This is a genomic window from Amycolatopsis sp. CB00013 (genome assembly GCF_001905755.1).
GTDB lineage: Bacteria > Actinomycetota > Actinomycetes > Mycobacteriales > Pseudonocardiaceae > Amycolatopsis > Amycolatopsis japonica.
Map to the genome: position 1 here is coordinate 1205972 of NZ_LIWC01000001.1, position 23100 is coordinate 1229071.

Below are 23100 nucleotides of genomic sequence, written 5' to 3' on the forward strand. Positions count from 1 at the left end.
TCAGGGACGTGACTCGCGTGACTGGAGGCCGCACTCGGGACGTTCCACCTCCTTCACTACCTTCCCCAAGTACATGAAGGCCCCCTTCCTTGCGTCTAGGGCAAGGAAGGGGGCCTTCATGTACTTCACGGTGCTCAACCCGGCGGTCGGGAGTTACGGGTAGCTCACCAGGTTGCTCGGCCGCGTGTCCGGCGGCGTCACCGCCCCGGCGTCGTTGATCACGTGGGTGATGGTCCCCTTGTAGTTCAACGAGACCGTCACCAGATTGTGGAACCGGACGCCGGAGCGGTTCGGCACCTCGAACGCGTGATACAGATTCACCGACGGGTTGTCGTTGAAGAAGCAGTAGCTGCCCAGGCCCCACGCCTCGTGCGTAGTCACGTTGTCCCCCACCTTGTAGGCGGCGTACCCGTTGAGCCCGTTGGGACTCTTCCAGCCCGCCTGGTCCGGGACGTCGTACGGGATCTCGTTCTGGAAGAAGATCGTCCTGCCGTTCTGGCCGTTCCAGATCACCTGGTACTTCTGGTAGTGCTCGACGAACAGGCCTGTCGCCAGCACGTTGTCACCGTTGACGACCACACCGGTGTCGCCGGTGTTGATCGTCCAGCCGTAGGTGCCCGCGTTGCCGTGGTCGGCCCGCCAGGCCCAGATGTGGTCGATGATCGTGTCACGGCTGTTGACGATCAGGCTGTTCGTCGCCTTCCCCGCGATCTGGCCGCCGATCCGGAAGAACACGTCCTGCAAGGTCGTCGGGTTCGCCGCGTGGTTCGTCGTCGAGCCCGCCTGTCCGACCGTGAGCAGCGACTGCGAGTTGGTCGTGCCGGCGTCGAACAGCAGCCCCTTGAGCCGGACGCCGTCGACGTCCGCGACCTTCATGGCGTCGACGCCGTTGTCCGGCACCAGCGTCGGGTAGCCGACGCCGAGGACGACGGTGTTCGCCTTCGTCACGTTGAGCGTCTGGTTCAGGTGATAGACGCCCGGCGTGAAGAACAGGTTGCAGCCCTGGGAAAGCGCGGTGTTGATCGACGACGCCGTGTCCCCCGCCTTCACGACGTAGAACTGGCTCATCGGCAGCGAGGAGCCCTGGGTGCCGCCGTTGGCCCAGCTCGGCCCAGAGGCGTTGGTGCGCAAGGAAGGCAGGAACACGCGGTACTTGCCGGAGCCGTCGAGGTAGAGATACGGGACGTCGCGGGACACCGGCGTGGTGCCGAGCGTCGTCTCCGGCGGGTTCGGGAAGGTGTTCGCGGGAGCGCCGCTCGTCCCGGAGAAGACCATGTTCCAGACGCCGCCGTCCCAGCTGCCGTAGCTGCTGTCCCGGGTGTACCACTGCTGCTGCGAGATCGACGCGGCCTGTCCGGAGACCTTGGTGTCTGCGGTGTAGCCACCGCTCGCGAACCCGTAGCTGGCCGGGTAGAGCTGGAGCCCGCCACGGATGTCCATCCGGCGGAACGGCGCGGCCTGCGCGACGGCCCAGCGGGTCGAGCCGCTGCTCGGGACGACGGCGAGGTTCTCCGCCGAGCGCCAGAAGTTCTGCAGCGCCACACCCTTGTCCGACTCGTTGAACGCGTCGACGGTCACGTCACCGTTGATCACCACGTCGCCCGGGTTCTGCCCGAGCCCCGCGACCGAGGTGTAGTAGCCGACGTTGTCGTGGATGCCGTTGTACACACCGGGCTTGAACAGGTGCGCGTACCGGCGCTCGGTGAACTGCGCGGTCAGGGTGTCCTTCTGCGCGTTGAAGTCCGCGTCGAGCCGGGACTGGATCGACGCCGCGGACATCCCCGGGTCGAAGATCCGCACGTTCGGGCCGAAGTCCGGGACCTCGGCCTGCACCGGGCAGGTCGCCTGTGTCGATCCGATCGTGTAGCTCGCCGACGCCACCGGGGAATTCGCCGAGCCGGATTTGAGCGCGATCGCGGAGATCGTCGAGGACGCGGAGACCGTGATCGGCCCGGTGTACAAAGTGGACGACGCCGTCGGCGTGGAACCGTCCACTGTGTACCGGATCGTCGCGCCGGAGGTCGCGCTCGACAGCGTCACCGAACGCGCGCTCGGATAACTGCCGCCCGGCGGATCGAAGGTCGGTGACGCGACGGTCGTGCCGCTGCCGCCGTGGGTGTACGTGAAGTGCGGGGTGTCGTACTGCGGCCCGCTCTTCTCGTATGTGAACCAATAGTCGAGCACCGTGCCCGCCGACAGCGAGCCGACGGTGTGCCGCCACGTGCCCCCGTTGTCGGTCATGCGGACGTTCTGCTGCCCCACTCCCGGAACGCCGGTGTAGTGGATGTCGACGTAGCGCGCGGGGCTCGCCGGAGTGAAGGAGAACTGCGCCTGGGTCGCGTTCAAGGACGCGGCGCTCTGGCTGTAGTCGGCGGCCGCGGCGGTGGCACCACCGAGCCCTGCCGCGATCAGGAGTGCGGAAAGGCCGAGGGCGAGCGCGCCCCGGAACCCTTTCCGCCGTTCGGGCTGCACAAAGATCCGGTTCACGTCGTGACACCTCCGGCGTTGGAAATCCACGGGCGAAGCGATTCGTTGCGCGCCACAACAAAGTAGCCGTCCGTGCGATATGTCCAGATCACGCTTCGGTAACACTGGTGGTCCAAACCACTGACTACTCCGGACGGTCCCTCCGGGTACCGCCGTTCCGCTCGCCTCGCACCGCCGTTCGGGTCACCCAGGCCGCGATCTGCGCACGGGAATCGAAGTCCAGCTTCCGCAGGATTCGCTGGACGTGCCCCTCGGCGGTGCGGCGGGAGATCACCAGCCGATCGGCGATCTCCCGGTTGGACAAGCCGTCGGTGATCAAGAGCGCGACCTCGTGCTCTCGGTCGGTGAGCACGGTCTCGACCTCGGCGACGGGACCGCTCTCCGTGCCCTCGGCTTCGTCGAGCGCGAAGGCGACGGCCTCTTCCAAGGTGAACTCGCTCCCGTACCGCGCCAGGACCGCGTACCGGCTGTCACCGAGCGCCTCACGGGTCCGCGCCTCACAGTCACCGTGCGGGGCACCGAAATACTTCGAGCCGAACATCGGGTAGCCGACCGATTGCCAGATCCGCCCGGCGCAGCCGAGCAGGGTCGCCGCACGCGCCCACTGCCGCAGCGACGACTCGATCCACGCGAGCACCTCGATCGACAACACCATACCGAGCAGGTCGTTGAAGGTGCGCTTGATCCTCAGGCAGTTGCGCGCGTAACCGATCGCCGGCTCGAATTCGCCCCGGTTCAGCGCCACGAGCGCCAGCACGTAGATCGCATAGGCATAGGCCCATTCCTCGCCATGCGCGGCGCCGATCGCCCGCGCCTCTTCGCACAGCTCCGCGGCCTCGTCCAACTCGCCGAGGAATATCGACGCGATCGCCATCTCGATTCCGGCCAGCATCACGTTGCCGTTCAGCTCGCCCAGCCGTCGATAGCGGATCCGGGCGTCCTGGAACAGGTCCTTCGCGTAGCCGACGTCGTCGCCGACCAGCGCGTTGCAACCCAGGCGGTGGATCGCGTAGGCGAGCGCCGCCTCGTCCCCGACCCTGCCCGCTTCGGTGCGGCACTCCCCCAACAGAGTCACCGCGCGCGCGACGTCACCCTGCAGCGTTGACACGTATCCGTTGACCCACAGGGCTTTCAAGCGGTCTTTGCCGCCTTCGCGGACGGCTTCGAGCGCGTGATCGAGCCAGTGTCTCCCCTCCCCCAGCACACCGCAGCCCGCCCAGTAGAACCACAGCGTGCCCGCGAGCTTCAACCCGGTCCTGCCTTCGGACGGCGTGGCGAGGCAATAGTCGAGCGCTGCGCGCAGGTTCGCGTGCTCCAGTTTGGTCCGCGCGCAGATCTCCGCCTGCTTCGGCCCGAACCAGTCCCGCTCGCTCCGCTCGGCCTGCGCGAGGTAGTAGTCCCGATGGCGGCGCAGGACCGCGTCCTCGTCACCCATGCCGTGCAGCTTCGCCCTGCCGAACTGGCGAAGCGGCTCCAGCAGCCGGTATCTCGTCCGGTCGCCGTCGCGTTCGAAGAGCAGGACCGACTTGTCCACCAGCCCGGCCAGGTGCCCGAGCACCGACCGAGCGGACAGCCCTTCCCCGGCGCAGACGGATTCGGCCGCGGACAGGCTGAACCCGCCTCCGAAGACCGATGCGCGCGCCCAGAGGACCCGCTCGGCGGCACCGCACAGGTCGTGGCTCCATTCCACGGCCGCCAGCAGCGTCTGATGCCTGGGCAGTCCGCCGCGTTCCCCCTTGGCGAGCAAGTGGAAGTTGTCCGCCAGGCGGTTCGCCAGCTCGTCGAGCGACAGCGCCCGGACCCGGACCGCGGCCAGCTCGATCGCCAACGGTATCCCCGCGAGCATCCGGCACACGTTCGCGATCAAAGCCTGGTTTTCGTCGGTGACGACGAATCCCGGCTCGACCGCGGCCGCCCGTTCGGCGAACAACGCCATCGCCGGATAGTCACGCCAGGCCCCCGATCGCAGCGGGATCCGGGGCGCGGGCAGCGGTAGCGGCGCGACCTGCCAGAGATGCTCTCCCGGGATCCCGAGCCGTTCCCTGCTGGTGACGAGGAAGCGGAGTCCCGGCGACACCCTCAGCAGCCGATCCGCCGACGCCGCACAGACCCCTATCAGGTGTTCGCAGTTGTCCAGGATCACCAAAATCCGGCGCTCCTTCAAGTGATCCGCGAGCACGTCCGCCTGGTCACGGCCCGTGTCGTCGCGGACGCCGAGCGCCTCCAGCACCGTGTGAGCCAGCAAAGCAGGGTCGGACAGATCCGCGAGTTCGACGAACCAGACACCGTCGGGGAAGGCCCGGCGCAGTTCGGCGGCGGTATGCAAGGCCAGCGTCGTCTTGCCGACGCCGCCGACCCCGGTCAAGGTCACCAACCTCGCCTTGGACAGCAGTCTTTTGACCTCGGCGACGTCCCTTTTCCGACCTACGAAACTCGTGGTCCCGGCGGGGAGGCTGCCCGGCCGGTCTGCTGCGGCCGCGGTGCCCACCCCAGAACCGTACGGACGCCCGCGACCGGCGGTCAACGAGGCCGGTGGCCCGTTCCCTCGGTCAGCCCAATCCGGATTCAGTTAGTCCGGCACCACATAGAGCGTCGACACGTCGCCTCCGTGCATGGCCACGAGGCTGGTCCGGCAAGCGAAGAGCACCTCGCGGTTCGCGACCGTGTCCGGTGGGACACCACAGCCGTCGCAAGAGAGTTCGACCGATCCCGGAAAGGTCTCGTCGATCTCGACGTCGACCGTGCGGTCGCAGCGCCGGCACCAGCGATGCCCGGTGACGACCAGTACGTGCAACGGATCGGAGATGCACTGGTGCACCCAGCAGCGGTGCACGTAACAGGTCGTGCGCGCGTGTGCGCTCAACCCGTGCTCCTCCGCCACGTCCTCGGCGGCGAGGATCGCGGCCAGCCGGCGGTCGGCGAGCTCGCCGTACCGATCCAGACGACCGCCCGCCCGGGGTGTCGTACGCGCATCCTCCGAGGAGACCAACCGGAGACGGGCTCGCGAGGGCGGTGTAGCACTTAGCACCATGTGGGTCTCGACCTTTCGGCATCCACTGGAAGTCCTACCAGGTTGCTCTCGTTCCGCCTGGGCGACACCCGTACAACTACCTGTCTTCTTACCTGAGCGCACTTTGAGTTTCGAGGTGAGACAGTCGCGGCGGCGCTCCCTCCGAGCTACGCTTTGAGCCACGAAATCGCGCTGGGGTTACGTCAGGGGTTAATGACCATGACAGATCCTGAAGCCGCCTCTCGCCACCACCTCATTCCTGACCGGGTGCGGGACCATGATGTCGAGGCGCTGGAAACACAGACGAAAGCGCTTCGTGCCGTCGACTACCAATGCGGGGGTGGGATGTGCCGCGACGCGGTCGTGGTCCGGATCCGCCGCGGCCATCGGATGCTCGCGATGCCGATCTCCGAACCGTTGCGGGCCAGGCTTTTCTCCGCGGTCGCGGATCTCCACAACCTCGCCGGATGGACGTGTTTCGACAGCGGTCACGTCGGCGCCGCGCAGCATCATCTCGATGTCGCGCTGAGGCTCGCCGCCGATGGCGAAAACGCCGAATTGATCGCGAACATCCATTACCGGCGAGGCCGGATCGATCTGCATTACGGAGTGATAGACGAAGCCCTCGCACAATTCGAACTGGGCAGGCTCGCCGCGAAGCGGGCCGGTTCGAAGCTGGCCGCGAGCATCCTGAGCGCGAACCAAGGCTGGGCCTACGCCAAGAAAGGCGACGCGAACCTCGCCGTCGGGCTGATGGGCCAAGCAGGCGAGGAATTCGCCGAGAAGGGTGACGCCGAGCCACCCGACTGGGCGAGGTTCTTCACGGAGGTCGACGTTTCCGCGATGGCGGGCTCGGTACACACCGACCTGGCTTTGCGCAGGGGTGGCCGCCATGTCGGACAGGCGATCGCCGCGCTCACCGACGCCGTACGCGGATACGGTCCGGAAATGGCGCGCAGCCGTTCCCTGTGCCTGGCCATGCTGGCCACGGCACACGTTCTCGGCGGAGACGGCGACCAGGCGCTGTCCGTCGGCATCCAAGCGATCGAAAGCGCCGAAACGGTCAAATCGGTCCGCACGAAAGACCGGCTGCGCCCGCTTGAGCGAGAAGCCGCCAAACACCCCGATGACGCCGCTTGCTGGACTTTGTCCGAGGCGGTGACCTTGTTCGTCACCGGCCGCGACCAAACCTGAAGAAGATCCGTTTGTACGGCCCTTGTATTCCCGCTGCCCATGCTTCCCGGACCAACCGGACCCGTTCAGGAGGCAGGAATTGTTGACCAAGGTAGCCGTGCTCGCGACAGCGACCGCGCTCTCCTTCGGCGTGGCCGCACCGGCCGGCGCCGAAGTGACCGCGTTGCCGACCGCCAGCATGGAAGCGGTGCTCAAGGCCGCGCAGATCGACCCGCGCCGCGCGGACAGCGCGCTGACCCCCGGCGCCAAGGACAGCGTGCTGCTGGTGGAGCAGGCACTGGCCGCCAAGGGACTGCTCGACCAGCAATACGTCGACGGCCACTTCGGCACGTCGACGATCACGGCGTACTCCAGCTACCAGAAGTCGCTGGGCTACACCGGGATCGACGCCTCCGGCCTGCCGGGAAAGACGTCGCTCGAGAAGCTGGGCGAGAACCGTTACACCGTCACCGCGGTGGTCTCGGCGGGTAGCCGCCTGACCTACCACGGCAAGACGATGAACACCCGGACCAAGGCGATGCTGGTGAAGGCCGAGGGTCTGCTCGGCAGGCAGCTCACCATCACGCAGGGCTCGTACAACCCCGGTGGCGTCGGTGCTTCGGCCGGGACGCACGACGGTGGCGGCGCGCTCGACATCGGCGTCGAGGGCATGTCCTCGACCACTCGGACCGACGTCGCGCGGAAGCTGCGTCAGGTCGGTTTCGCGGCTTGGGTCCGGACCCCGGCCCAGGGCTTCGCCTACCACATCCACGCCATCGCGCTGTCCGATCCGGACCTGTCGTCCGGCGCGCAGCACCAGGCCGGTGACTACTACCTCGGCTACAACGGCCTCGCCGGTCGCGGTGCCGACGACGGCCCCGCCGTGTCGCCGAAGCTCACTTGGGAGGAGTACCTGCGTTCCTGAACACCCTCACCGAAGGCCACCTTCACCGACGTAGATCGTCGCGAAGGTGGCCTTCGGGCTGTCCGGGAACGCCCAGGTAGGCTTCGGCGCGACGGCAAAACCAGCGGGAAGGGAACATCGCGTGGAGGCTCAACCGGTCGGTCAGTGGCTCGACGAGCTGGCATCGAAGGCCTCGACGCCCGGTGGTGGCGCGGGTGCCGCGATGAACGCCGCCGTCGGTGCCGCCCTGGTCTCCATGGTGTGCAACCTGACCATCGGCAAGCCGAAGTACGCCGAGCACGAGGCCACCATGACCGAGGCGCTAGCCAAGGCCGAAGACCTCCGTGCACGCGCTCTCGGCCTCGCCGCCGACGACGCCGCCGCGTTCGACGCCGTGGTCGCCGCGTACAAGCTCCCCAAGGCCACCGACGAGGAGAAGCAGGCCCGCACGGCCGCGATCCAGGCCGCGCTGGTCGGCGCCGCCGAGGTGCCGCTGCGCACGGCCGCCCTCGCCGCCGAGGTCATCGACGTCGCCGCCTCGATCCTCGAAGGCGCCAACACCAACGTCATCTCCGACATCGCGGTCGCGGCCTCGTCCGCGAAGTCCGCGCTCGAATCGGGAGTGGTCAACGTCGAGGTCAACCTCGCGTCCATGTCGGACGGGCAGCTCCGCAAGGAGACCGAGGCCCGCCTCACCGAGTACACCCCCGCGGCCGGGCGCGCCGACGCCCTGATCGCCCAGGTTCGCGAAAGGCTCGCCCGATGACCCTGATCGACGGGCGCGCGATCGCCGCCGCCATCACCGCCGAGGTCACCGAGACCGCCGCCAAGCTTCGAGAATCGGGCACCGCCCCGACGCTGGCCGTGCTCGTGCCGACCGACGACGACGCCACCGCCTGGTACGTGCGCTCGATCGAGCGCGCCGCCAAGAAGGTCGGCGTCGACTGCCGCGTGGTCCAGCTCGAGAAGCCGACCGGCGCGGACGTCACCCGCGAGCTCGACAAGCTGTCCGCGGACCCGTCGGTCCACGGCATCATCTGCCAGACCCCGCTGCCCGAAGGCGTGACGCTCGACGACGTCGGCGCGCATATCGACCCGCGCAAGGACGTCGACGGCGCCAACCCGGTCAGCCTCGGCCGCCTCACCGCCGGCCTCCCGACCTACGCTCCCGCCACCGCGGCCGCGGTCCTGGAGATCCTGAAGCGCGAGCAGGTCGCCCTGTCCGGCGCCCAGGTCGCCGTCGTGGGCCGCTCGACCATCGTCGGCAAGCCCGCCGCGCTGCTGCTGCTCGGCGAGCACGCGACCGTGACCATCTGCCACTCCCGCACCAAGGATCTCGCGGCGGTCACCAAGGCCGCGGACGTCCTAGTCGTGGCCGTCGGCCGCGCGCACTTCCTCGGCGCGGACCACGTCAAACCCGGTGCCGTGGTGATCGACGTCGGCACGAACCCGACTCCCGAAGGCGGGCTCGTCGGCGATGTCGACCAGGCCGCGGTCGAGGAGATCGCGGGTTCGATCACGCCGGTCCCCGGTGGCGTCGGCCCCGTCACGACGTCGCTGCTGCTGCGGCACACCGTCACCGCCGCGCAGTCCTGATCCACCGAGATCGAACTCCGCACTCGCGTGAGCAGAGGCGGATCTCGCGTGATTGAAGCCGGAACTCATGAGTTCCGGCTCTGATCACGCGAGTTCCGCCTTCAATCACGTGAGTGCGGAGTCTGATCACGCGAGTCACGCCTCCGGCACCGCCGGGCGAACGTCGTCAGGTCCCGATCACCGTCTCCACCACCTTCCGCACCTGGGCGGTCTCCGGCGCGGGCGCGGTGCGGTCCGCGTACAGCAGATGCGTGGCACCGATGAGCGTTGCGGCCAAAGTCTCGACGTCGGCGCCCTCGGCGACCCGGCCCAGATCCCGCTCCGCCTTGAGGTAGCCGCCGATCATGACGGCGGCCTGGGTCAGCACCGGAACCCCGGCAGGCCATTCGCGGCGTAACCGGGCACGAAGCTCGTCACGGAAGATCACGAGCGGGACGATCGCGACGGCGACCGACTCGAACACCGCCGTGAGCGCCGTGGTGAGGTTGTCCACGACCGTCCCGGTGCCGACGGCCTCCCGCAGTCCCTTCTCGTCGAGTTTCTCGATCCGGTCCAGCACGAACTCGGCGAGAAAGCCGTCGAAATCGTCGAAATGCCGGTGCAGCACGCCTTTCGCGCAGTCCGCCTCCGTGGTCACCGCACGGCTGGTGAGCCCGCTCGGCCCGTCCCGCAGCAGGACCCGTTCGGCGGCGTCGAACAACTGCGCGCGGACGGCACGCAAAGCCACTCCTGTCGGCATACGGCTCCCTTGCGTTGACGAGTGGGCACGTGCCCACTTAAGGTGGGCGCATGCCCACTCTACCTTCGGGGCAAGAGCCTCATCGTCATCGACAGGCCGCGGAATCCTTCGGCGTGGACGTCGAACGCTACGACCGGACCCGCCCCTCCTATCCCCCGGAACTCGTCGAACACCTCATCGCCGCCGCTCCCGGCCGCGAGACCCTCGACGTCGGCGTCGGCACCGGCATCGAAGCCCGCCAGTTCCACGCGGCGGGCTGTCACGTGCTGGGCGTCGAGCCGGACGAGCGAATGGCCGAGTTCGCCCGGCAGAGCGGAATCGACGTCGAAGTCGCGAAGTTCGAGGATTGGGAGCCCGCCGGACGCCGGTTCGACCTGCTCGTCTCGGGACAGGCCTGGCATTGGGTCGACCCCGTGGCCGGCGCCGCCAAGGCCGCCGAAGTCCTACGGCCCGGAGGACTCTTCGCCGCGTTCTGGCACGTACCCGAACCGCCGGAAGAGGTCGCGGACGCCTTGGCGGACGCTTACCGGCGGCTCGTGCCGGACGCCCCGATCGATCTCAAGAGCGTGCCGAAACAGCCCTCTGACCCGTACGGGCCACTCATCGTGAAGGTCGCCGACGGCCTGCGCGAAGCGGGCGGATTCGGCGAGCCGGAACGAAGCCGCTACGACTGGGACCGGGTCTACACCCGTGACGAATGGCTGGACCAGCTTCCGACGTTCGGCTCGCTGACCTGGGTCGAATCCACAGTGCGACAAGAGATCCTCGCTGAAGTCGGGGCGGCGATCGACAGGATGGGCGGCCGGTTCACCACGCGCTACGCCACCGTCGCGATCACCGCGGTCCGGGACTGACCCGCCGGTGACGGGAGCCGCGCCGCTCCCGTCACCGGCGTCCGTCAAGGCGTGACGGGGACGTTGGTCAGCCCGTTCACCGCCCTGGACACGGTGTTGGACGCGTAGACCACGTTCGGCCGTTCCGAGCATTTCGACGTCGACGTGATCTTGATGGCGTACTGGCCGACGCCGCCGAGATCGGACTTGTTGTCCCGCCAGACGTTCCCGCAGCCGTTCGGGAACGACGGGGTGGTGGCGGGATTGTGCGTCTCGTAGCCGTTCGCGAAGGTTCCCGGCGAGGCGAAGGTGCCGGTGTTCCCCTCGATGACGTATCCGAATCCCTTGACGTCGATCCAGGAATCGGCCGAGTTCTGCCCGGAAATCCCTTGACCGTCGAAGGTGTTGCCGCGGATCACGCCGCCTTCGGTGCCCTCCTTGACGTCGATGCCCTCCGCCGCCACGTACGGTCCGATGTGGTTGTTGAGCACCTGGATCCGGTCACTGCGGTCGACCCCGCCGGAGTTCCCGTGGCAGGCCCAGTTCGAGTTCGCCGAGCCGAGGTAGACGCCCTCGCCGTAACCGGCCTGCACGAGCCCGGTGTGGCTGATCGTCGAGTCACGGATGACGCTGTCGGCCGAGGAACGGCGGAAGTGCACGGCCTCCTCGTCGATCCGGTGGACCCGCAGCCCTTCGATCACCGTGTGGTGCGAGTTGTCGGCCACGATCCCCTTCTTGGCTTCCTGCACGGTGAAGCCCTGGAGGTGCCAGTACGGCGCGCCGTACAGCCAGAACCCGTACCCGGAATCCCAGCCCGCCGTCGGGGCCGGGCAGGACGGTGCCTCACCGGACGGGCCGTCGTTGATCAGGATCGCCGTCGACGGTCCGGTCACCGTGATCGGCGCGTCCGCCGTGCCGGGTTTCGTCGCGACGAACGAACCCCGATACGTTCCCGCGGCCAGCCGGATGGTCCGGCCCGGGATCGCCGCGGCCAACGCGGCCTGCAGTTCCGCCGCGGTGCCGACGTCGACGACGTCCCCGGACGGCACGCTGGTGGTGGTCGTCGGCGAAGTGCTTGTGCTGGTCGGGGACGGCGGGGTGGTGGTCGTGGTCGGCGCTCCTCCCCCGCACGGGCTGCCGTTGACCGTGCATCCGGTCGGCAGGCCCAGCCCGGTGGTGTTGAATCCGAAGGACGCCATGGCGCCGGGTTTGATCGTGCCGTTGAAGGCGGCGTTGGTCACCTTGTAATGCTGCCCGCTCCTGGTGAGCACCGAGCTCCACGACGTGGTGATCGCGGTGCCCTCGGGCAGATCGAACTCGATCGTCCACTGTGTACTGTTCGCGTCCCCGGCGTTGGTCAGCGTGTACTTCCCGCCGTATCCGCTGTCCCAGGCCGAGCTTTGGGCGAACGTCGCGGTCAGGCTCGGGGCTGCGGCTTCCGCCGTGACGACGGCGCCGAACAGTCCCGCCGCCGACGCCGTGGCCGCGATCGCGGCGAGCAGTCGTTTCCTCGTCATTCCGTGCCTCCGCATTTCGTTCCGGCGATCGAGCAGGCGAACGGCAGCCCCTGGCCGGCGGTGTTGAAACCGAACGTCGCCGTGCCGCCGGGTTGGACGCTCCCGTTGTACGTGGCGTTCCCGAATCGATAGTGCTGCCCGCTCTTGGTCAGCACCGAACTCCAGGAACTCGTGATCGTCGTCCCGGCGGGCAGGTCGAACTCGACCGCCCACGAACCCACGGAGGCCGAACACGTGTTGCTGATCGTGAAGCCGGCGCCGTAGCCGCTGTCCCACACCGACTTTCGGGTGAAGGTCGCGTTCAGGCAGGCAGCGGGGTTCTGTGTCGTCGTAGTGGAAGTGGGGGTGGTCGTGGTGGGGCTCTGGCTGGTCGGGGAAGACGGCGGCGTCCCGTCGACGGCCTTCAGGAACAGCGACGACGCGGCATCGGTCTTAGACGCGTCGACACCGTGCCCACCGGTGTAGTCCCGCTGCTCGTTCTTCGCCCAGTCGGCGATCGGGGTCCCGCCGACGTCGAGGTGTTTGTAGGCGGTGCCGTCCCAACCGAAGGAGTAAACGCGGTGACGGTCGGCGTAGAAGTCGTTATACGGGCCGTTGTCCGCGAGCTGTTTGGTCATGGCGTTGTTGAAGAACACGTTGCGGTAGCCGGAGGCACCCGACCACTTGACGGCCTTTTTGCCCGCGCCCCACCAGATCGGGAACCAGTTCGAGTCGTCGGGTCCGCCGCCGCCCTCCTCGCCGCAGTTGGCACGGCAGTTCCCGGACCGGTGCGCGTACGGGACCTTGACCGTGTTGAGTTCGAAGAGGTTGTTGCGTTCCCAGCCGCCGTGGAGGTTCAGGTCGGAGTCGAACGAGTTGCCGATCACCACGTTGCCCGCGGCGGACCATTGGAAGGTGAAATGCCGCAGCAGGGTTGAGGTGTTGCCCGCGTAGAGCGAATCCCAGACGCGGGAGCCGCGGAAGTACCCGTTGCCGCCCTTGCCCTTGTTCCACGATCCGTTGAGTTCGTTGTCGACGATCTGGAGGTTCTTCGCCTCCTCGGTGACGATCGGGTGCGAGCCGGTCATGTCCGCGCGGATACCGCGGACCCAGGAGTTCGCCGCCCACTTGAACACGATCCCGTGCATCTCCGCGGCGGGCGCCATGTTGCCGTAGTTGTTGTTCGCGTCCGCGGGGTTCAGGCCCGGCATGTCCTGGGTGAACCCGAGATTCTCGAACCCGACACCGAGCACCGGGTCGACCAGTGGCGCCGCCTTCGAATCGTAGGTGGCACCGTCGATCGGAGCCGAACCGTCCGAAGTGGAGTTCACCGGGACGTCGTACTCGAGCGGTTTGTCGAGGGTGATGGTGCGTGCCGTGGTGTCGAGCGCGGCGATCGTGAAGATCTGCTGGCGCATGTGCATGTTCAGCAACGGGAACGTGGTCGGTGTCGCCTGCTGCTGCTCGTAGAACTTCTGCGAGTTGGCCGCCCGGATGTTGACCAGGTTCCCGGCGGCGAGCGAGGTCAGGGCACCGCTGCTCGCCAGGTGGACGACCTTGTCCCCCGTCCTCGCGGCGAACGCGGTGTCACCCGGCTTGCCCCGCAGCTTCACCCCGGCCTTCCAATGGACGTTGATCGTGCCCTCGAAGATGTCCTTGCGGTTCGCGGGCGCGGCGGCGTAGTCGCTCGCGTAGGACGTGTGCACTCCCCTCGACTGGACGCGGAACAGCCCGCGGCCGGGCCACAACCAGCCGCCCTTGCCCGCGCCCGAGGTCATCCCGTCCTCGTCCCAGTCGGAACCGTCCGGGGTGAGGGCGTCGTACAGGGTGTTCGCGTCCGGCTTGTAGACGAACTTCGTGGCGTCCTTGCCCGCGCCGCGCAGGATCAGGTAGTCGGCGTCGACGTGGATCTCGTGCGTGACGTCGAACCGGCCGGCCGGGAAGGTGATCGTGCTCAGCTTCGTGTAGCTCCCGGACGGCGAGCACGCGCTCTTGATCCCGTCGATCGCAGCCTGGATCCCGTTCGTGTCGTCGGCGCCGTCGTCCGGTTCGACGTTGTACTGGCTCGCCAGCTCGGCCGCGGTGACCTGGCAGGCGGCGTTCGGATTCATTTCACCGGCGCCAGGGAGCGCGGCACCACCGCGATACCCGGCTTTGGACCAGTCGTAGAGGCCGGCGACCGGCGCGCGGCGATTGGCCGCGCCGAGGTCAAGGCCGGTCAGCGCGCCTGGTCCCGGCGCCGCGTCCGCCGCCGGGGGCGGTACTTGCAGGAGCGCGACGGTGGCGACCACGGCGGCGACCGCCGGTAGGACGGCACGACGAAGAGGACTTTTTCGGGACACCCGAAACCTCCGTGACGGACTGACGGAAGGTGTTGCGGCGTGTACACCCGGACCCCGTCTTTATAGTTCACGTCCCTGGCGTCCGTCAACGGATGTGAATCACGTCCACGTATGTGAACGGTCAGTGCTCTCCTGAGCGGAAGCGGTCGAGAACCCGGCGTTCCCGTTTGGTCGGACGCCCCGCGCCCCGCTCCCGCCGCGCGACCGGCACGGCGGCCTCGGGCGGCGGCGCCGGCGTCCGGTCGATGAAACAGGTCGCCGCGTCGGCGGCACCGACCCGCTTCTGGATCACCCGCGTGACTTCCAAGATCCGCGTCGTGTCGTGAACCCGCGCACGGACCTCGTCCCCCGCCACGACGGTGGTCGCGGGTTTGGCCGGTTTGCCGTTCACGCGGACATGGCCGCCACGGCAGGCCGCTGCGGCGTCCGGACGCGTCTTGGTCAGCCGGACGGCCCACAGCCAACGATCAACTCGAGTGGACTCCACAGCAGTACATAGTGGCCTATCGGCCGACTTTATTGCCACTCGGTATAGACGCAGGTATAACTTGTTCTAAATCCCTCAACGGTGAGGAAGATCACGTGAGCGACGAAACCATGTGGAGAAGCGCTTCCGGACAGTTATCACGTCGCCTCTTTATTGCTGGAACTGGTTCTATCTTGGGGGCCGCAGCCCTCGGTGGGACGGCTTCCGCGAAAAGTTCGATCGCCGACGCCGCCCGAATCCCGGCGCTCGTCATCGGCTCCGGATACGGCGGCTGTGTCGCCGCGCTCCGGCTCGCCGAAGCCGGCGTCGACGTCCACCTCGTCGAACTCGGCATGGCATGGGACACCCCGGGCACGGACGGCAAGATCTTCGCCAACACCACCAAGCCCGACTATCGCTCCTTCTGGCTGCGGACGAGGACCAAGCAGCCGTTGAGCAACTTCCTCGGCTTCCCGCTCGACAAGGACGTCCCGCGCCACACCGGGATCCTCGACGCCGAAGAGTTCAGCGGCATCACCGTCTACCAGGGCCGAGGTGTCGGCGGCGGCTCACTGGTCAACGGCGGGATGGCCGTCACGCCGAAGCGCGAGAACTTCGGGTCGGTTCTACCGACGGTCAACGCGGACGAGATGTACGGCGTCTACTACCCGCGCGCCAACGCGGGTCTCGGTGTGGCCACCATCGACCCGGACTGGTTCGAGACCGCCGAGTGCTACCAGTACGCGCGAGTCGGCCGGAAACACGCGCAGCGGTCGGGTTTCCCGTTCCTGTTCGTCCCGGACGTGTACGACTGGGACTACATGAAGAAGGAACAGGCCGGCACGGTCCCGAGGTCCGCGCTGGCCGGGGAGATCCTCTACGGCAACAACGCGGGCAAGAAGTCGTTGCAGCAGACCTATCTCCCGCGGATCAAGGCGACCGGGCGGGTGACGATCTCGGCACTGCACCGCGTCACGTCGGTCACGCCCGCGTCCGGCGGCGGATACACCGTGACGATGGAACAACTCGACACCGGAGGCACGGTGACGGCGACGAAGTCGGTCACCGCGGACAAGGTCTTCTTCGCGGCGGGCAGCGTCGGCACGAGCAAACTGCTGGTCAAGCTCAAGGCGACCGGCGCCCTGCCCAACCTCAACAACGAGGTCGGAAAAGGCTGGGGCGACAACGGAAACGTCATGTGCGGCCGGGCGAACCACATGTGGGACGCCACCGGGGCCCTGCAGTCGTCCATCCCCACCGCGGGGATCGACAACTGGGCGGCGGGCGGGGCGTTCGCCGAGGTCGCGCCGCTGCCGACCGGTATCGAGACCTACGCCTCGTTCTACCTGTCGATCACCAAGAACCTCAACCGCGCGACGTTCTCCTGGAACCCGAGCGCGAACAAGGTCGACCTGAACTGGCAGACCGCCTGGAAACAGCCGTCGATCGAGATGGCGAAGACGATCTTCGACAAGATCAACGCGAAGGAAGGCACGATCTACCGGACCGACCTCTTCGGCACGTACAAGATCTGGGGTGACCACCTCACCTACCATCCGCTCGGCGGCGCGGTGCTCGGCAAGGCGACCGACAATTACGGCAGGCTCCACGGCTATCCGGGCCTTTACGTGATCGACGGCGCGTTGATTCCGGGTAATACGTCGGTGAACCCGTTCGTCACCATTACCGCGCTGGCGGAAAGGAACATCGAAAAGATCGTCGCCACCGATCTGTGACGACGATCCTTAATAGGCCGGGGCCGCCACCCCGGCCTATTCTTATATCTTCGGAAGAACGCAGACGGTGTCGATCCCCAGAACGTGGTTCAGCCGTCCGAAGGCGAGCCAAGAACCGATGCTCATGCTCAGTTCGACGATCTCCTTCTGGCTGTAATGCTCGGCCATCCGCTTCCAGAAATCGTCGTCGATGCCGTGGTGGTCGAGCGCGTAGCGTTCGGCGTACTCCGCGGCCAGCCGGGTCCGCTCGTCGAACGCGTCGGTGGTGCGCCACTCGGTGACCGCGTCGGCGAACTCCTCCTCGACCTTCACCCCGTCGCGTTCGGTCCGCCAGTCCAGGCAGAAGACGCAGCCGTTGATCTGCGCGATCCGCAGCCGGGCCGCCTCGAACTCGCGCAGCCCCAGCGTGGTGTGCGAGTACACCGCGAGCGAGAGATTCGACGCCGCGACGCCGATCCCGGGCACCATCTCACCCCACACGTAACCGATCGGGTCCTTGCCCTCGGGAATGTCGATGTTCATCGCGCGCTCCTTCCGAGCTTGCCGGTGGCCGGTCGCAAGGGGACATCGAGTGCGTCGTAGAGGCCCGGTTTCGCGTCCACGAGCCAGTCGATGGCGCCGACCAGCCTCCCGACCGCGGTCGCGTTGCCGCCCGCGGACCGGTTCTCGCCCTCGTCGGTGGCCTCGACGGAGACCTCGATCCTGGGACGGCCTTCGATGATCACCTTGTGCGCGCCGTCGCCGCTGGGCGGCATCGGCCAGTCCGGCGCGCACGAGGCATGGATCCGCGTGACGTGCTCGACGACGATGCGGGGTTCGCCGTCCACGATCCCCTGCACTTCGAATCGGACGGCGCCCTGCGTACCCGCCTCGAACTCCCCCATCGCCCGTGTGGTCACGGTTTCCTCGAGCGGGCGGCGCTCGAGTGTCTCGCGGATCTCGTCCAGTTCGACGCCCAGACCGCGCGCGATGAGCCGGACCTGCCCACCCCACACCATCGTGGGCACCGACGGGGCCAGCATCGGCGGCTGATAGTCCATCGGCTGCCCCATCCCGACCAGATAGCGGACCGAATCCGGCTGGTCGTAGGTGGAGTAGTCGAAGATCTCCTGGCAGCGGACCGCGTCCACGGTGGTGCCGAGCCCGCTGATCAGCAACGGCAGGATGTCGTTGCCCCAGCCGGGATCCACGCCGGACACGAACAGCGAACCGCCGCCCTCGGCGATCGCCGCGAGCACAGGCTCACGCAGTTCGTCCGGCGCGTTGCGCTGGTCGTACAGCGCGTAGAGCGCGGGCGTCACGACTACCGCCCCGGCCCGGACCGCGCGGACGATGTCGGCCAGCGCTTCGGCAGGCCGGATGTCACCCGATGCCGCGTACACCACCGCCCGTGGACCCGCCGCCATGACCGCTTCGACGTCATCGGTCGCCGCCACACCCAGTTCGCCGTCGATCCCCGCGAGCGCGGCCGCGTCACGGCCGACCTTCGCGGGATCGTGCACGAGCACTCCGGTCAGTTCCAGCGCCGGATGCGCGTCGACGGCCCGGATGGAGGCACGGCCGATGTTGCCCGTACCCCAGACAACCGTGGGAATCATGAAGTCGAGGTTAACCGAATCCAAGTGCGGTTCCCAGTACCGAAACAATCACGAAAACCGCAGGTCAAAGCGCATTACTCGGGTTCATTCGAGTGGGCAACGAAACCGTTCCGGTACGCGGAACGAGCGCCGTTTTCCCTTGACCGGCGATATCCGTTGGACCGGTCGCACGACGTCTGTGTAGTGTGCGCTCTCGTGACGAGCCCCGAGTCGGACAGAACCCCGCCGCCGGTCATCCGGCGGCGAGTCTTCCTGTCCTGCCGTTAGGTCCTCTCGCCTCCCGGTGACCGGAGCGCTGTTCCGTGCGCCCGGCCGGGTTTCCTCCTGTCCAGCGCACGGCTCCTCCTGCTCACTTTCCCATGGGAGTCGTCCGTTGCCCCTGTTCGTCTATGTCCTCGGCCTTGCCGTTTTCGCGCAAGGCACCTCTGAATTCATGGCCTCCGGTCTCGTACCGGGGATCGCCGGCGAGCTGTCCGTGCCGGTGGGCGCGGCCGCCACGCTGACCTCGGCCTACGCCGTCGGAATGATCGTCGGCGCTCCCGCGATGGCCGTGCTCAGCGCGCGCTGGCCCCGGCGCCGGGCGTTGGCCGGGTTCCTGGCCGCTTTCGTCGTCGTGCACGTCATCGGCGCGGTCACGACGAGCTTCCCGCTGCTGTTCGGCACCCGGGTCGTCGCGGCGGTGGTCAACGCCGGATTCCTCGCCGTGGCGATGCCGGTCGCGGTCGCTCTGGCGCCGCAAGGGAAACAGGCGCGGGCGACCGCGCTCCTGTTGGCGGGCATCACGTTGTCGTGTGTGGCCGGAGTACCCGCGGGTGCCGTGCTCGGTGATCTCGCGGGCTGGCGCTCCGCGTTCTGGGCGGTGGCCGCGTTGTGCCTTCCCGCACTGGTGCTGGTGTTCCGTTCGGCGCCCACCGGCGCGGCGACGCCGCCCGAAGTCTCGATCAGGCGCGAAGCACGCGAACTGAAAGCACGTCCCGTCCGCCAGGCGATGCTCTTGGCCGCGTTGGTCAATGGTGCGACCTTCGCGACGTTCGCCTTCCTCGCGGTCATCGCGACGGACGTCGCGGATCTTCCGGCCGGAGCGGTCTCCGCGCTGCTGGCGGCGTTCGGCGTCGGCGCGTTCTTCGGTGTCACGGTGGCGGGCCGCACGGGAGACGGCGAACTCCGGCGCGGTCTGGTGCTCGCGTTGTGCGCCTTGCCGGTGGGCTGGGCCGCTCTCGCGGCCACCGGCGCGCACCCGATCGCGTTGTTCGTCCTGGCGACCGTCCAAGGTGGACTGTCGTTCGGCTGCGGTTCCGCGCTCGTGGCCCGGGTCATGCACGTGACTCCCGGAGCCCCGACGCTCGGGGGTTCGTTCGCGACGGTCGCGCTCAACGTCGGCGCGTTCCTCGGGCCGGTGCTCGCCGGTTTCGTCACGGAGTCGACGGCCGACTACCGCTACGCCATCTGGATCAGCGCGGCGATCGCGCTTGTGCCGCTTCCGTTCGTTCTGCGGAAGAGGTCGCCGGTCCGTTCCTGAGCCGCGCGTGCAGGTGGACGTCGTGCCACCCGTCGACGTGCAACATCGATGAGCGCAGCGTGCCTTCGAGTTCGTATCCGGCCTTGCCCGCGACGCGGCACGAGGCGGCGTTCGCGGTGGAATGCAGGAGGAACAGCCGGTTCAGCCGGATGGTTTCGAACGCCCACCGCGTCAACGCCGCCACCGCGTCGCCCGCGATCCCCGCGCCGCGGGCAGCCGGGAGAACCCAGTAGGACAGTTGCGCAGACGCCTCGAAGAGCGAGATCGCGCGAAGACCGACCTGCCCGACCGGCCGGTCTTCGCGCGCGTCGACCACGGCCCAGCTCGCGTCGGTCTCGTCCGTCCAGCGCCGTTCCCAGCTCGCGATCCACTCGCGGGCCTCGTCCGCCCCGTCGATGCGGCGGACGTGCCAGCGCTGGATGACGGGGCAGGCGAAGGCGGCTTCGACGTCTTCGGCGTCGTCAGCGCACCAGGGCCGCAACACCAGCCTGTCGTCGACGATCAGACACGGCTGCCGGGCCGAGCGGAAGGTACCGGCGGGGAGGGCGGGCTCGATGAGCAGAGGCACGCGCCCATCATGGCGGGTCCGGCTGGGTAACATCGGCCGGACCATGGAGATGATCACCGTCCCGGCAGGCCGGGCGACGCTGGCGGACCGGCGGACGCAGCGGAACTGGACCGTCGATGTCGCGTCGTTCCTGCTCGCCCCGGTTCCGGTCACCCAGGAGACCGGACGGCTTCCCCTCGTCGACGTCTCCTGGCAGGACGCGCTCCTGTTCTGTAACGCCCTGTCCGAACGCGAGGGTCTGACTCCCGTCTATGAGCTGGATTCGCCGACCTGGGACCGGTCCGCGAACGGCTACCGCCTGCCCACCGAAGCGGAATGGGAACACGCCTGCCGCGCCGGCACGACCGGCCCCCGTTACGGACCGCTCGACGAGATCGCCTGGTACCGCGAGAACTCGGCGGAGTCCGTGCACGACGTCGGTGGGAAGGCGCCCAACGCGTGGGGCCTGCACGACATGCTCGGCAATGTCTGGGAATGGTGCTGGGACGTCTACGACGCCGAGGTGTACGGCGAGTACAGGGTGTTGAAGGGCGGGGGCTGGTTCGACGAGCAGTGGAGCTGCCGGGCCTCGGTGCGGCGTCGCAGCCACCCCACGTTCCGCGTCGACGACGTGGGCTTCCGCCTCGCCCGGTCACTGTGACCCCGGCCTCTCGCACGTGTCGATCACCCGATTGAATGACGCCAGGACACCCGGCCAGGGTGTCGGACCTCTGGAGGAAACCGTGACCGGAACCGCTCCCCGAGACGTCGAACGCGTCTACTCCACCGCTGACGTCGTCGCGAAACTGCGCAGGCTCGCCGACGCGCTCGAGTCCGAGACCTCGTTCCGCATCCAGATCGCCGGGGAACGTTTCCGCGTCCCCGCCCGTGCGCAGTTCTCGATCGAGCACGAGCGCGGTGACGGTGAGGAGGAGGTCGAGTTCCAGCTGAAGTGGAAGATCGAGGAGACCGACTCGGACGACGACGCCGAGGGCACCGTCGTCTGAATCTGTCCACAAAGGACAAGTTGCGGACCAAGGGAGCCCCGAGCGTCGGCGATGCAACCTCCGCTGACGTTGTGAAAGCCACTTTCGCAACCTTCAACGTTGCGAAAGTGGCTTTCGCAACCTGCCCAACCGTCGTCACCGCTCACGAGGGCCTCAGACGATGCCGCCGTTGGCGCGAAGGACCTGCCCGTTGACCCACCGCGCCGGACCGGCGAGGAACGACACGACCTCGGCGATGTCGGACGGGGTGCCGAGGCGTTCGAGCGGGGGCTGCGCCGCCATGCTCGCGATGGTCGCCTCGTCCTTGCCGTCGAGGAACAGTGCCGTGGCGGTCGGGCCGGGGGCGACCGCGTTCACGGTGATGTCGCGGCCGCGCAGTTCGCGGGCGAGGACCAGGGTGACGGCTTCGACGGCGCCCTTCGTGGCGGCATAGGCGGCGTATCCCGGCAGGGCGAGACCGAGCACCGAAGTCGAAAAGTTGATGATCGCGCCGCCGTCGCGCACGCGGCGGGCGGCCTGCTGGTCGACCACGAAGGTGCCGCGGATATTGGTGCGGTGCAACCGGTCCAGCCGGTCGAGATCCAGTTCTGCCACCGGCGCGAGATACATGATTCCCGCCGCGTGGACCACGACGTCGACACCGCCGAACGCCTTCTCCGCGGTGTCGAAGACGGCCGCGACGGCTTGCTCGTCGGCGACGTCGGCCTGGGCCGCGATCGCCTGGCCGCCCCTGCCGGTGATCGCGTCGACCGCGGCCTGCGCCTCGTCCTTGTTGCCGCCGTACACGACGACGACCGCGAACCCATCCGACGCGAGCCGCTCCGCGGATTCCCTGCCGATGCCCCGCGACCCGCCGGTGACGATCGCTACGCGTGCCATGACTTGCTCCCATCAGGCGTTTCCATTGGTAACGGCATCACAGTATCACCGATACCGAACCGCTGCTACCAGTCGAGTGTTATCGTCGGTACATGACGTTGACGACGAAAGACCGGTTGGTCCGCGCGGCCGCGGAGCTTCTGCGGGAGGGCGGGCGTGAGGCGTTGTCGACGCGTGCGGTCAGCGCCGCCGCCGGAGTGCAGGCGCCCACGCTCTACCGGACCTTCGGCGACAAGGACGGGCTGCTCGACGCAGTCGCCACGTATGGCTTCAAGAGCTATCTGGAGGGGAAACACGCTCTCGGCGAAACCGACGACCCGGTGGGCGACCTGCGGCGAGGCTGGGACCTGCACGTCGAGTTCGGCCTGCAGCAGCCCGCCTTCTACATGCTCATGTACGGCGAGCCCCGCGTCCGCGAAGCCCGCCTGGAGGCGGACGCGATCCTCCGCCGGATCGTCGGCCGCATCGCCGAGGCCGGCAGGCTGCGCGTCCCGGTCGAACAGGCCGCGCAGCTGGTGCACGCGACCGGGATGGGCGTGATCCTCTCGTTCCTCTCCAGCCCGCCCGACCAACGCGACCCGGACCTGATCGTCGCCGCGCGTGAACACGTCATCGCGGCCATCACCACCGACAGCGCGGACGAGGCGTCGGACATCCCCAGCCGTGCGATCGCACTCAAAGCCGCGCTGGAGAAGGAACCCGGGGACGCGCTGACCCCCGCCGAGCACGCGATGCTCGCCGAATGGCTCGACCGCCTCGCCCGGTGAC

At 68.0% G+C, this 23100-nt stretch carries 21 protein-coding genes; 10 read left to right on the top strand and 11 right to left on the bottom strand.

The features are described 5' to 3' along the window. Positions 1–153: 153 nt before the first annotated feature. The 3 genes from AMK34_RS05345 to AMK34_RS05355 all read right to left on the bottom strand — a co-directional run bounded on the left by AMK34_RS05345 (position 154) and on the right by AMK34_RS05355 (position 5476). Entirely contained in the window at positions 154–2487 is a 2334-nt protein-coding gene (locus AMK34_RS05345; RefSeq protein ID WP_073843339.1) for a chitobiase/beta-hexosaminidase C-terminal domain-containing protein, read from the bottom strand. Positions 2488–2611: 124 nt separating this feature from the next. Next, on the bottom strand, positions 2612–4975 hold the full coding sequence (locus tag AMK34_RS05350) for an ATP-binding protein (protein WP_073843341.1): 2364 nt from the start codon (positions 4973–4975) through the stop codon (positions 2612–2614). Positions 4976–5056: 81 nt separating this feature from the next. Next, positions 5057–5476: a hypothetical protein gene (locus tag AMK34_RS05355; protein WP_241832689.1), complete on the bottom strand. Its 420-nt coding sequence runs from the start codon at positions 5474–5476 to the stop codon at positions 5057–5059. Positions 5477–5671: 195 nt separating this feature from the next. On the opposite strand from AMK34_RS05355, the gene AMK34_RS05360 reads away from it, so the two are divergent. The 4 genes from AMK34_RS05360 (at position 5672) to AMK34_RS05375 (ending at position 9170) form a co-directional block, all read left to right on the top strand. Continuing rightward, entirely contained in the window at positions 5672–6691 is a 1020-nt protein-coding gene (locus AMK34_RS05360; RefSeq protein ID WP_143202337.1) for a hypothetical protein, read from the top strand. A gap of 79 nt (positions 6692–6770) precedes the next feature. Further along, positions 6771–7595: a hypothetical protein gene (locus AMK34_RS05365; protein WP_038513178.1), complete on the top strand. Its 825-nt coding sequence runs from the start codon at positions 6771–6773 to the stop codon at positions 7593–7595. Positions 7596–7716: 121 nt separating this feature from the next. Beyond that, positions 7717–8340: a cyclodeaminase/cyclohydrolase family protein gene (locus AMK34_RS05370; protein ID WP_073843345.1), complete on the top strand. Its 624-nt coding sequence runs from the start codon at positions 7717–7719 to the stop codon at positions 8338–8340. Next, entirely contained in the window at positions 8337–9170 is an 834-nt protein-coding gene (locus tag AMK34_RS05375; protein ID WP_073843347.1) for a bifunctional 5,10-methylenetetrahydrofolate dehydrogenase/5,10-methenyltetrahydrofolate cyclohydrolase, read from the top strand. The genes AMK34_RS05370 and AMK34_RS05375 overlap by 4 nt, the downstream gene beginning before the upstream one ends. 166 nt (positions 9171–9336) lie before the next feature. Here the strand turns inward: AMK34_RS05375 and AMK34_RS05380 are convergent, their stop codons facing one another. Beyond that, entirely contained in the window at positions 9337–9909 is a 573-nt protein-coding gene (locus AMK34_RS05380) for a TetR/AcrR family transcriptional regulator (RefSeq protein WP_073843349.1), read from the bottom strand. A gap of 113 nt (positions 9910–10022) precedes the next feature. On the opposite strand from AMK34_RS05380, the gene AMK34_RS05385 reads away from it, so the two are divergent. After that, positions 10023–10763 carry a class I SAM-dependent methyltransferase gene (locus AMK34_RS05385; RefSeq protein WP_073843351.1) on the top strand — a complete coding sequence of 247 codons (741 nt, stop codon included), beginning with the start codon at positions 10023–10025 and terminating at the stop codon, positions 10761–10763. A 44-nt stretch (positions 10764–10807) separates the two neighbouring features. On the opposite strand, the gene AMK34_RS05390 is transcribed toward AMK34_RS05385, so the two are convergent. From AMK34_RS05390 to AMK34_RS05400, 3 genes are all read right to left on the bottom strand, one after another. Beyond that, on the bottom strand, positions 10808–12259 hold the full coding sequence (locus AMK34_RS05390) for a cellulose binding domain-containing protein (protein ID WP_083649745.1): 1452 nt from the start codon (positions 12257–12259) through the stop codon (positions 10808–10810). After that, on the bottom strand, positions 12256–14580 hold the full coding sequence (locus AMK34_RS05395; RefSeq protein WP_241832690.1) for a cellulose binding domain-containing protein: 2325 nt from the start codon (positions 14578–14580) through the stop codon (positions 12256–12258). The genes AMK34_RS05390 and AMK34_RS05395 overlap by 4 nt, the downstream gene beginning before the upstream one ends. A gap of 121 nt (positions 14581–14701) precedes the next feature. Beyond that, entirely contained in the window at positions 14702–15067 is a 366-nt protein-coding gene (locus AMK34_RS05400; protein ID WP_073843358.1) for an RNA-binding S4 domain-containing protein, read from the bottom strand. A gap of 173 nt (positions 15068–15240) precedes the next feature. On the opposite strand from AMK34_RS05400, the gene AMK34_RS05405 reads away from it, so the two are divergent. Next, positions 15241–16782 (top strand): GMC oxidoreductase, encoded by a 1542-nt coding sequence (locus AMK34_RS05405; RefSeq protein ID WP_037338347.1) that lies wholly within the window; start codon positions 15241–15243, stop codon positions 16780–16782. Between the two features lie 42 nt (positions 16783–16824). On the opposite strand, the gene AMK34_RS05410 is transcribed toward AMK34_RS05405, so the two are convergent. Both AMK34_RS05410 and AMK34_RS05415 read right to left on the bottom strand, forming a co-directional pair. Next, positions 16825–17304, bottom strand: a complete 480-nt coding sequence (locus AMK34_RS05410; protein WP_038513161.1) for a carboxymuconolactone decarboxylase family protein — start codon at positions 17302–17304, stop codon at positions 16825–16827. Further along, positions 17301–18380 carry an NAD(P)H-dependent amine dehydrogenase family protein gene (locus AMK34_RS05415; RefSeq protein WP_073843360.1) on the bottom strand — a complete coding sequence of 360 codons (1080 nt, stop codon included), beginning with the start codon at positions 18378–18380 and terminating at the stop codon, positions 17301–17303. The genes AMK34_RS05410 and AMK34_RS05415 overlap by 4 nt, the downstream gene beginning before the upstream one ends. 373 nt (positions 18381–18753) lie before the next feature. Here AMK34_RS05415 and AMK34_RS05420 point away from each other — a divergent pair, with 373 nt between their 5' ends. Then, positions 18754–19899 (top strand): Cmx/CmrA family chloramphenicol efflux MFS transporter, encoded by a 1146-nt coding sequence (locus tag AMK34_RS05420; RefSeq protein WP_073843362.1) that lies wholly within the window; start codon positions 18754–18756, stop codon positions 19897–19899. On the opposite strand, the gene AMK34_RS05425 is transcribed toward AMK34_RS05420, so the two are convergent. After that, positions 19832–20467, bottom strand: a complete 636-nt coding sequence (locus tag AMK34_RS05425; RefSeq protein ID WP_073843364.1) for a GNAT family N-acetyltransferase — start codon at positions 20465–20467, stop codon at positions 19832–19834. The genes AMK34_RS05420 and AMK34_RS05425 overlap by 68 nt on opposite strands. A 43-nt stretch (positions 20468–20510) precedes the next feature. Here AMK34_RS05425 and AMK34_RS05430 point away from each other — a divergent pair, with 43 nt between their 5' ends. Together AMK34_RS05430 and AMK34_RS05435 are read left to right on the top strand one after the other, a co-directional pair. Then, positions 20511–21107, top strand: a complete 597-nt coding sequence (locus AMK34_RS05430) for a formylglycine-generating enzyme family protein (protein WP_073843367.1) — start codon at positions 20511–20513, stop codon at positions 21105–21107. Positions 21108–21189: 82 nt separating this feature from the next. Next, positions 21190–21453: an amphi-Trp domain-containing protein gene (locus tag AMK34_RS05435; protein ID WP_016334492.1), complete on the top strand. Its 264-nt coding sequence runs from the start codon at positions 21190–21192 to the stop codon at positions 21451–21453. Positions 21454–21606: 153 nt separating this feature from the next. Here the strand turns inward: AMK34_RS05435 and AMK34_RS05440 are convergent, their stop codons facing one another. Next, positions 21607–22332: an SDR family oxidoreductase gene (locus tag AMK34_RS05440; RefSeq protein ID WP_073843369.1), complete on the bottom strand. Its 726-nt coding sequence runs from the start codon at positions 22330–22332 to the stop codon at positions 21607–21609. Between the two features lie 92 nt (positions 22333–22424). Between AMK34_RS05440 and AMK34_RS05445 the strand changes: the two genes are divergently transcribed. Continuing rightward, a complete protein-coding gene (locus AMK34_RS05445; RefSeq protein ID WP_073843371.1) occupies positions 22425–23099 on the top strand; it encodes a TetR/AcrR family transcriptional regulator in 675 nt (224 codons plus the stop codon). Position 23100 lies beyond the last annotated feature (1 nt).

Excerpts from the sequence above, each read along its gene's own strand:
- AMK34_RS05375 (WP_073843347.1), top strand. The coding sequence starts at position 8,337 with ATGACCCTGATCGACGGGCGCGCGATCGCCGCCGCCATCACCGCCGAG.
- AMK34_RS05380 (WP_073843349.1), bottom strand. The coding sequence starts at position 9,909 with ATGCCGACAGGAGTGGCTTTGCGTGCCGTCCGCGCGCAGTTGTTCGAC.
- AMK34_RS05390 (WP_083649745.1), bottom strand. The coding sequence starts at position 12,259 with ATGACGAGGAAACGACTGCTCGCCGCGATCGCGGCCACGGCGTCGGCG.
- AMK34_RS05410 (WP_038513161.1), bottom strand. The coding sequence starts at position 17,304 with ATGAACATCGACATTCCCGAGGGCAAGGACCCGATCGGTTACGTGTGG.
- AMK34_RS05415 (WP_073843360.1), bottom strand. The coding sequence starts at position 18,380 with ATGATTCCCACGGTTGTCTGGGGTACGGGCAACATCGGCCGTGCCTCC.
- AMK34_RS05430 (WP_073843367.1), top strand. The coding sequence starts at position 20,511 with ATGGAGATGATCACCGTCCCGGCAGGCCGGGCGACGCTGGCGGACCGG.
- AMK34_RS05440 (WP_073843369.1), bottom strand. The coding sequence starts at position 22,332 with ATGGCACGCGTAGCGATCGTCACCGGCGGGTCGCGGGGCATCGGCAGG.
- AMK34_RS05445 (WP_073843371.1), top strand. The coding sequence starts at position 22,425 with ATGACGTTGACGACGAAAGACCGGTTGGTCCGCGCGGCCGCGGAGCTT.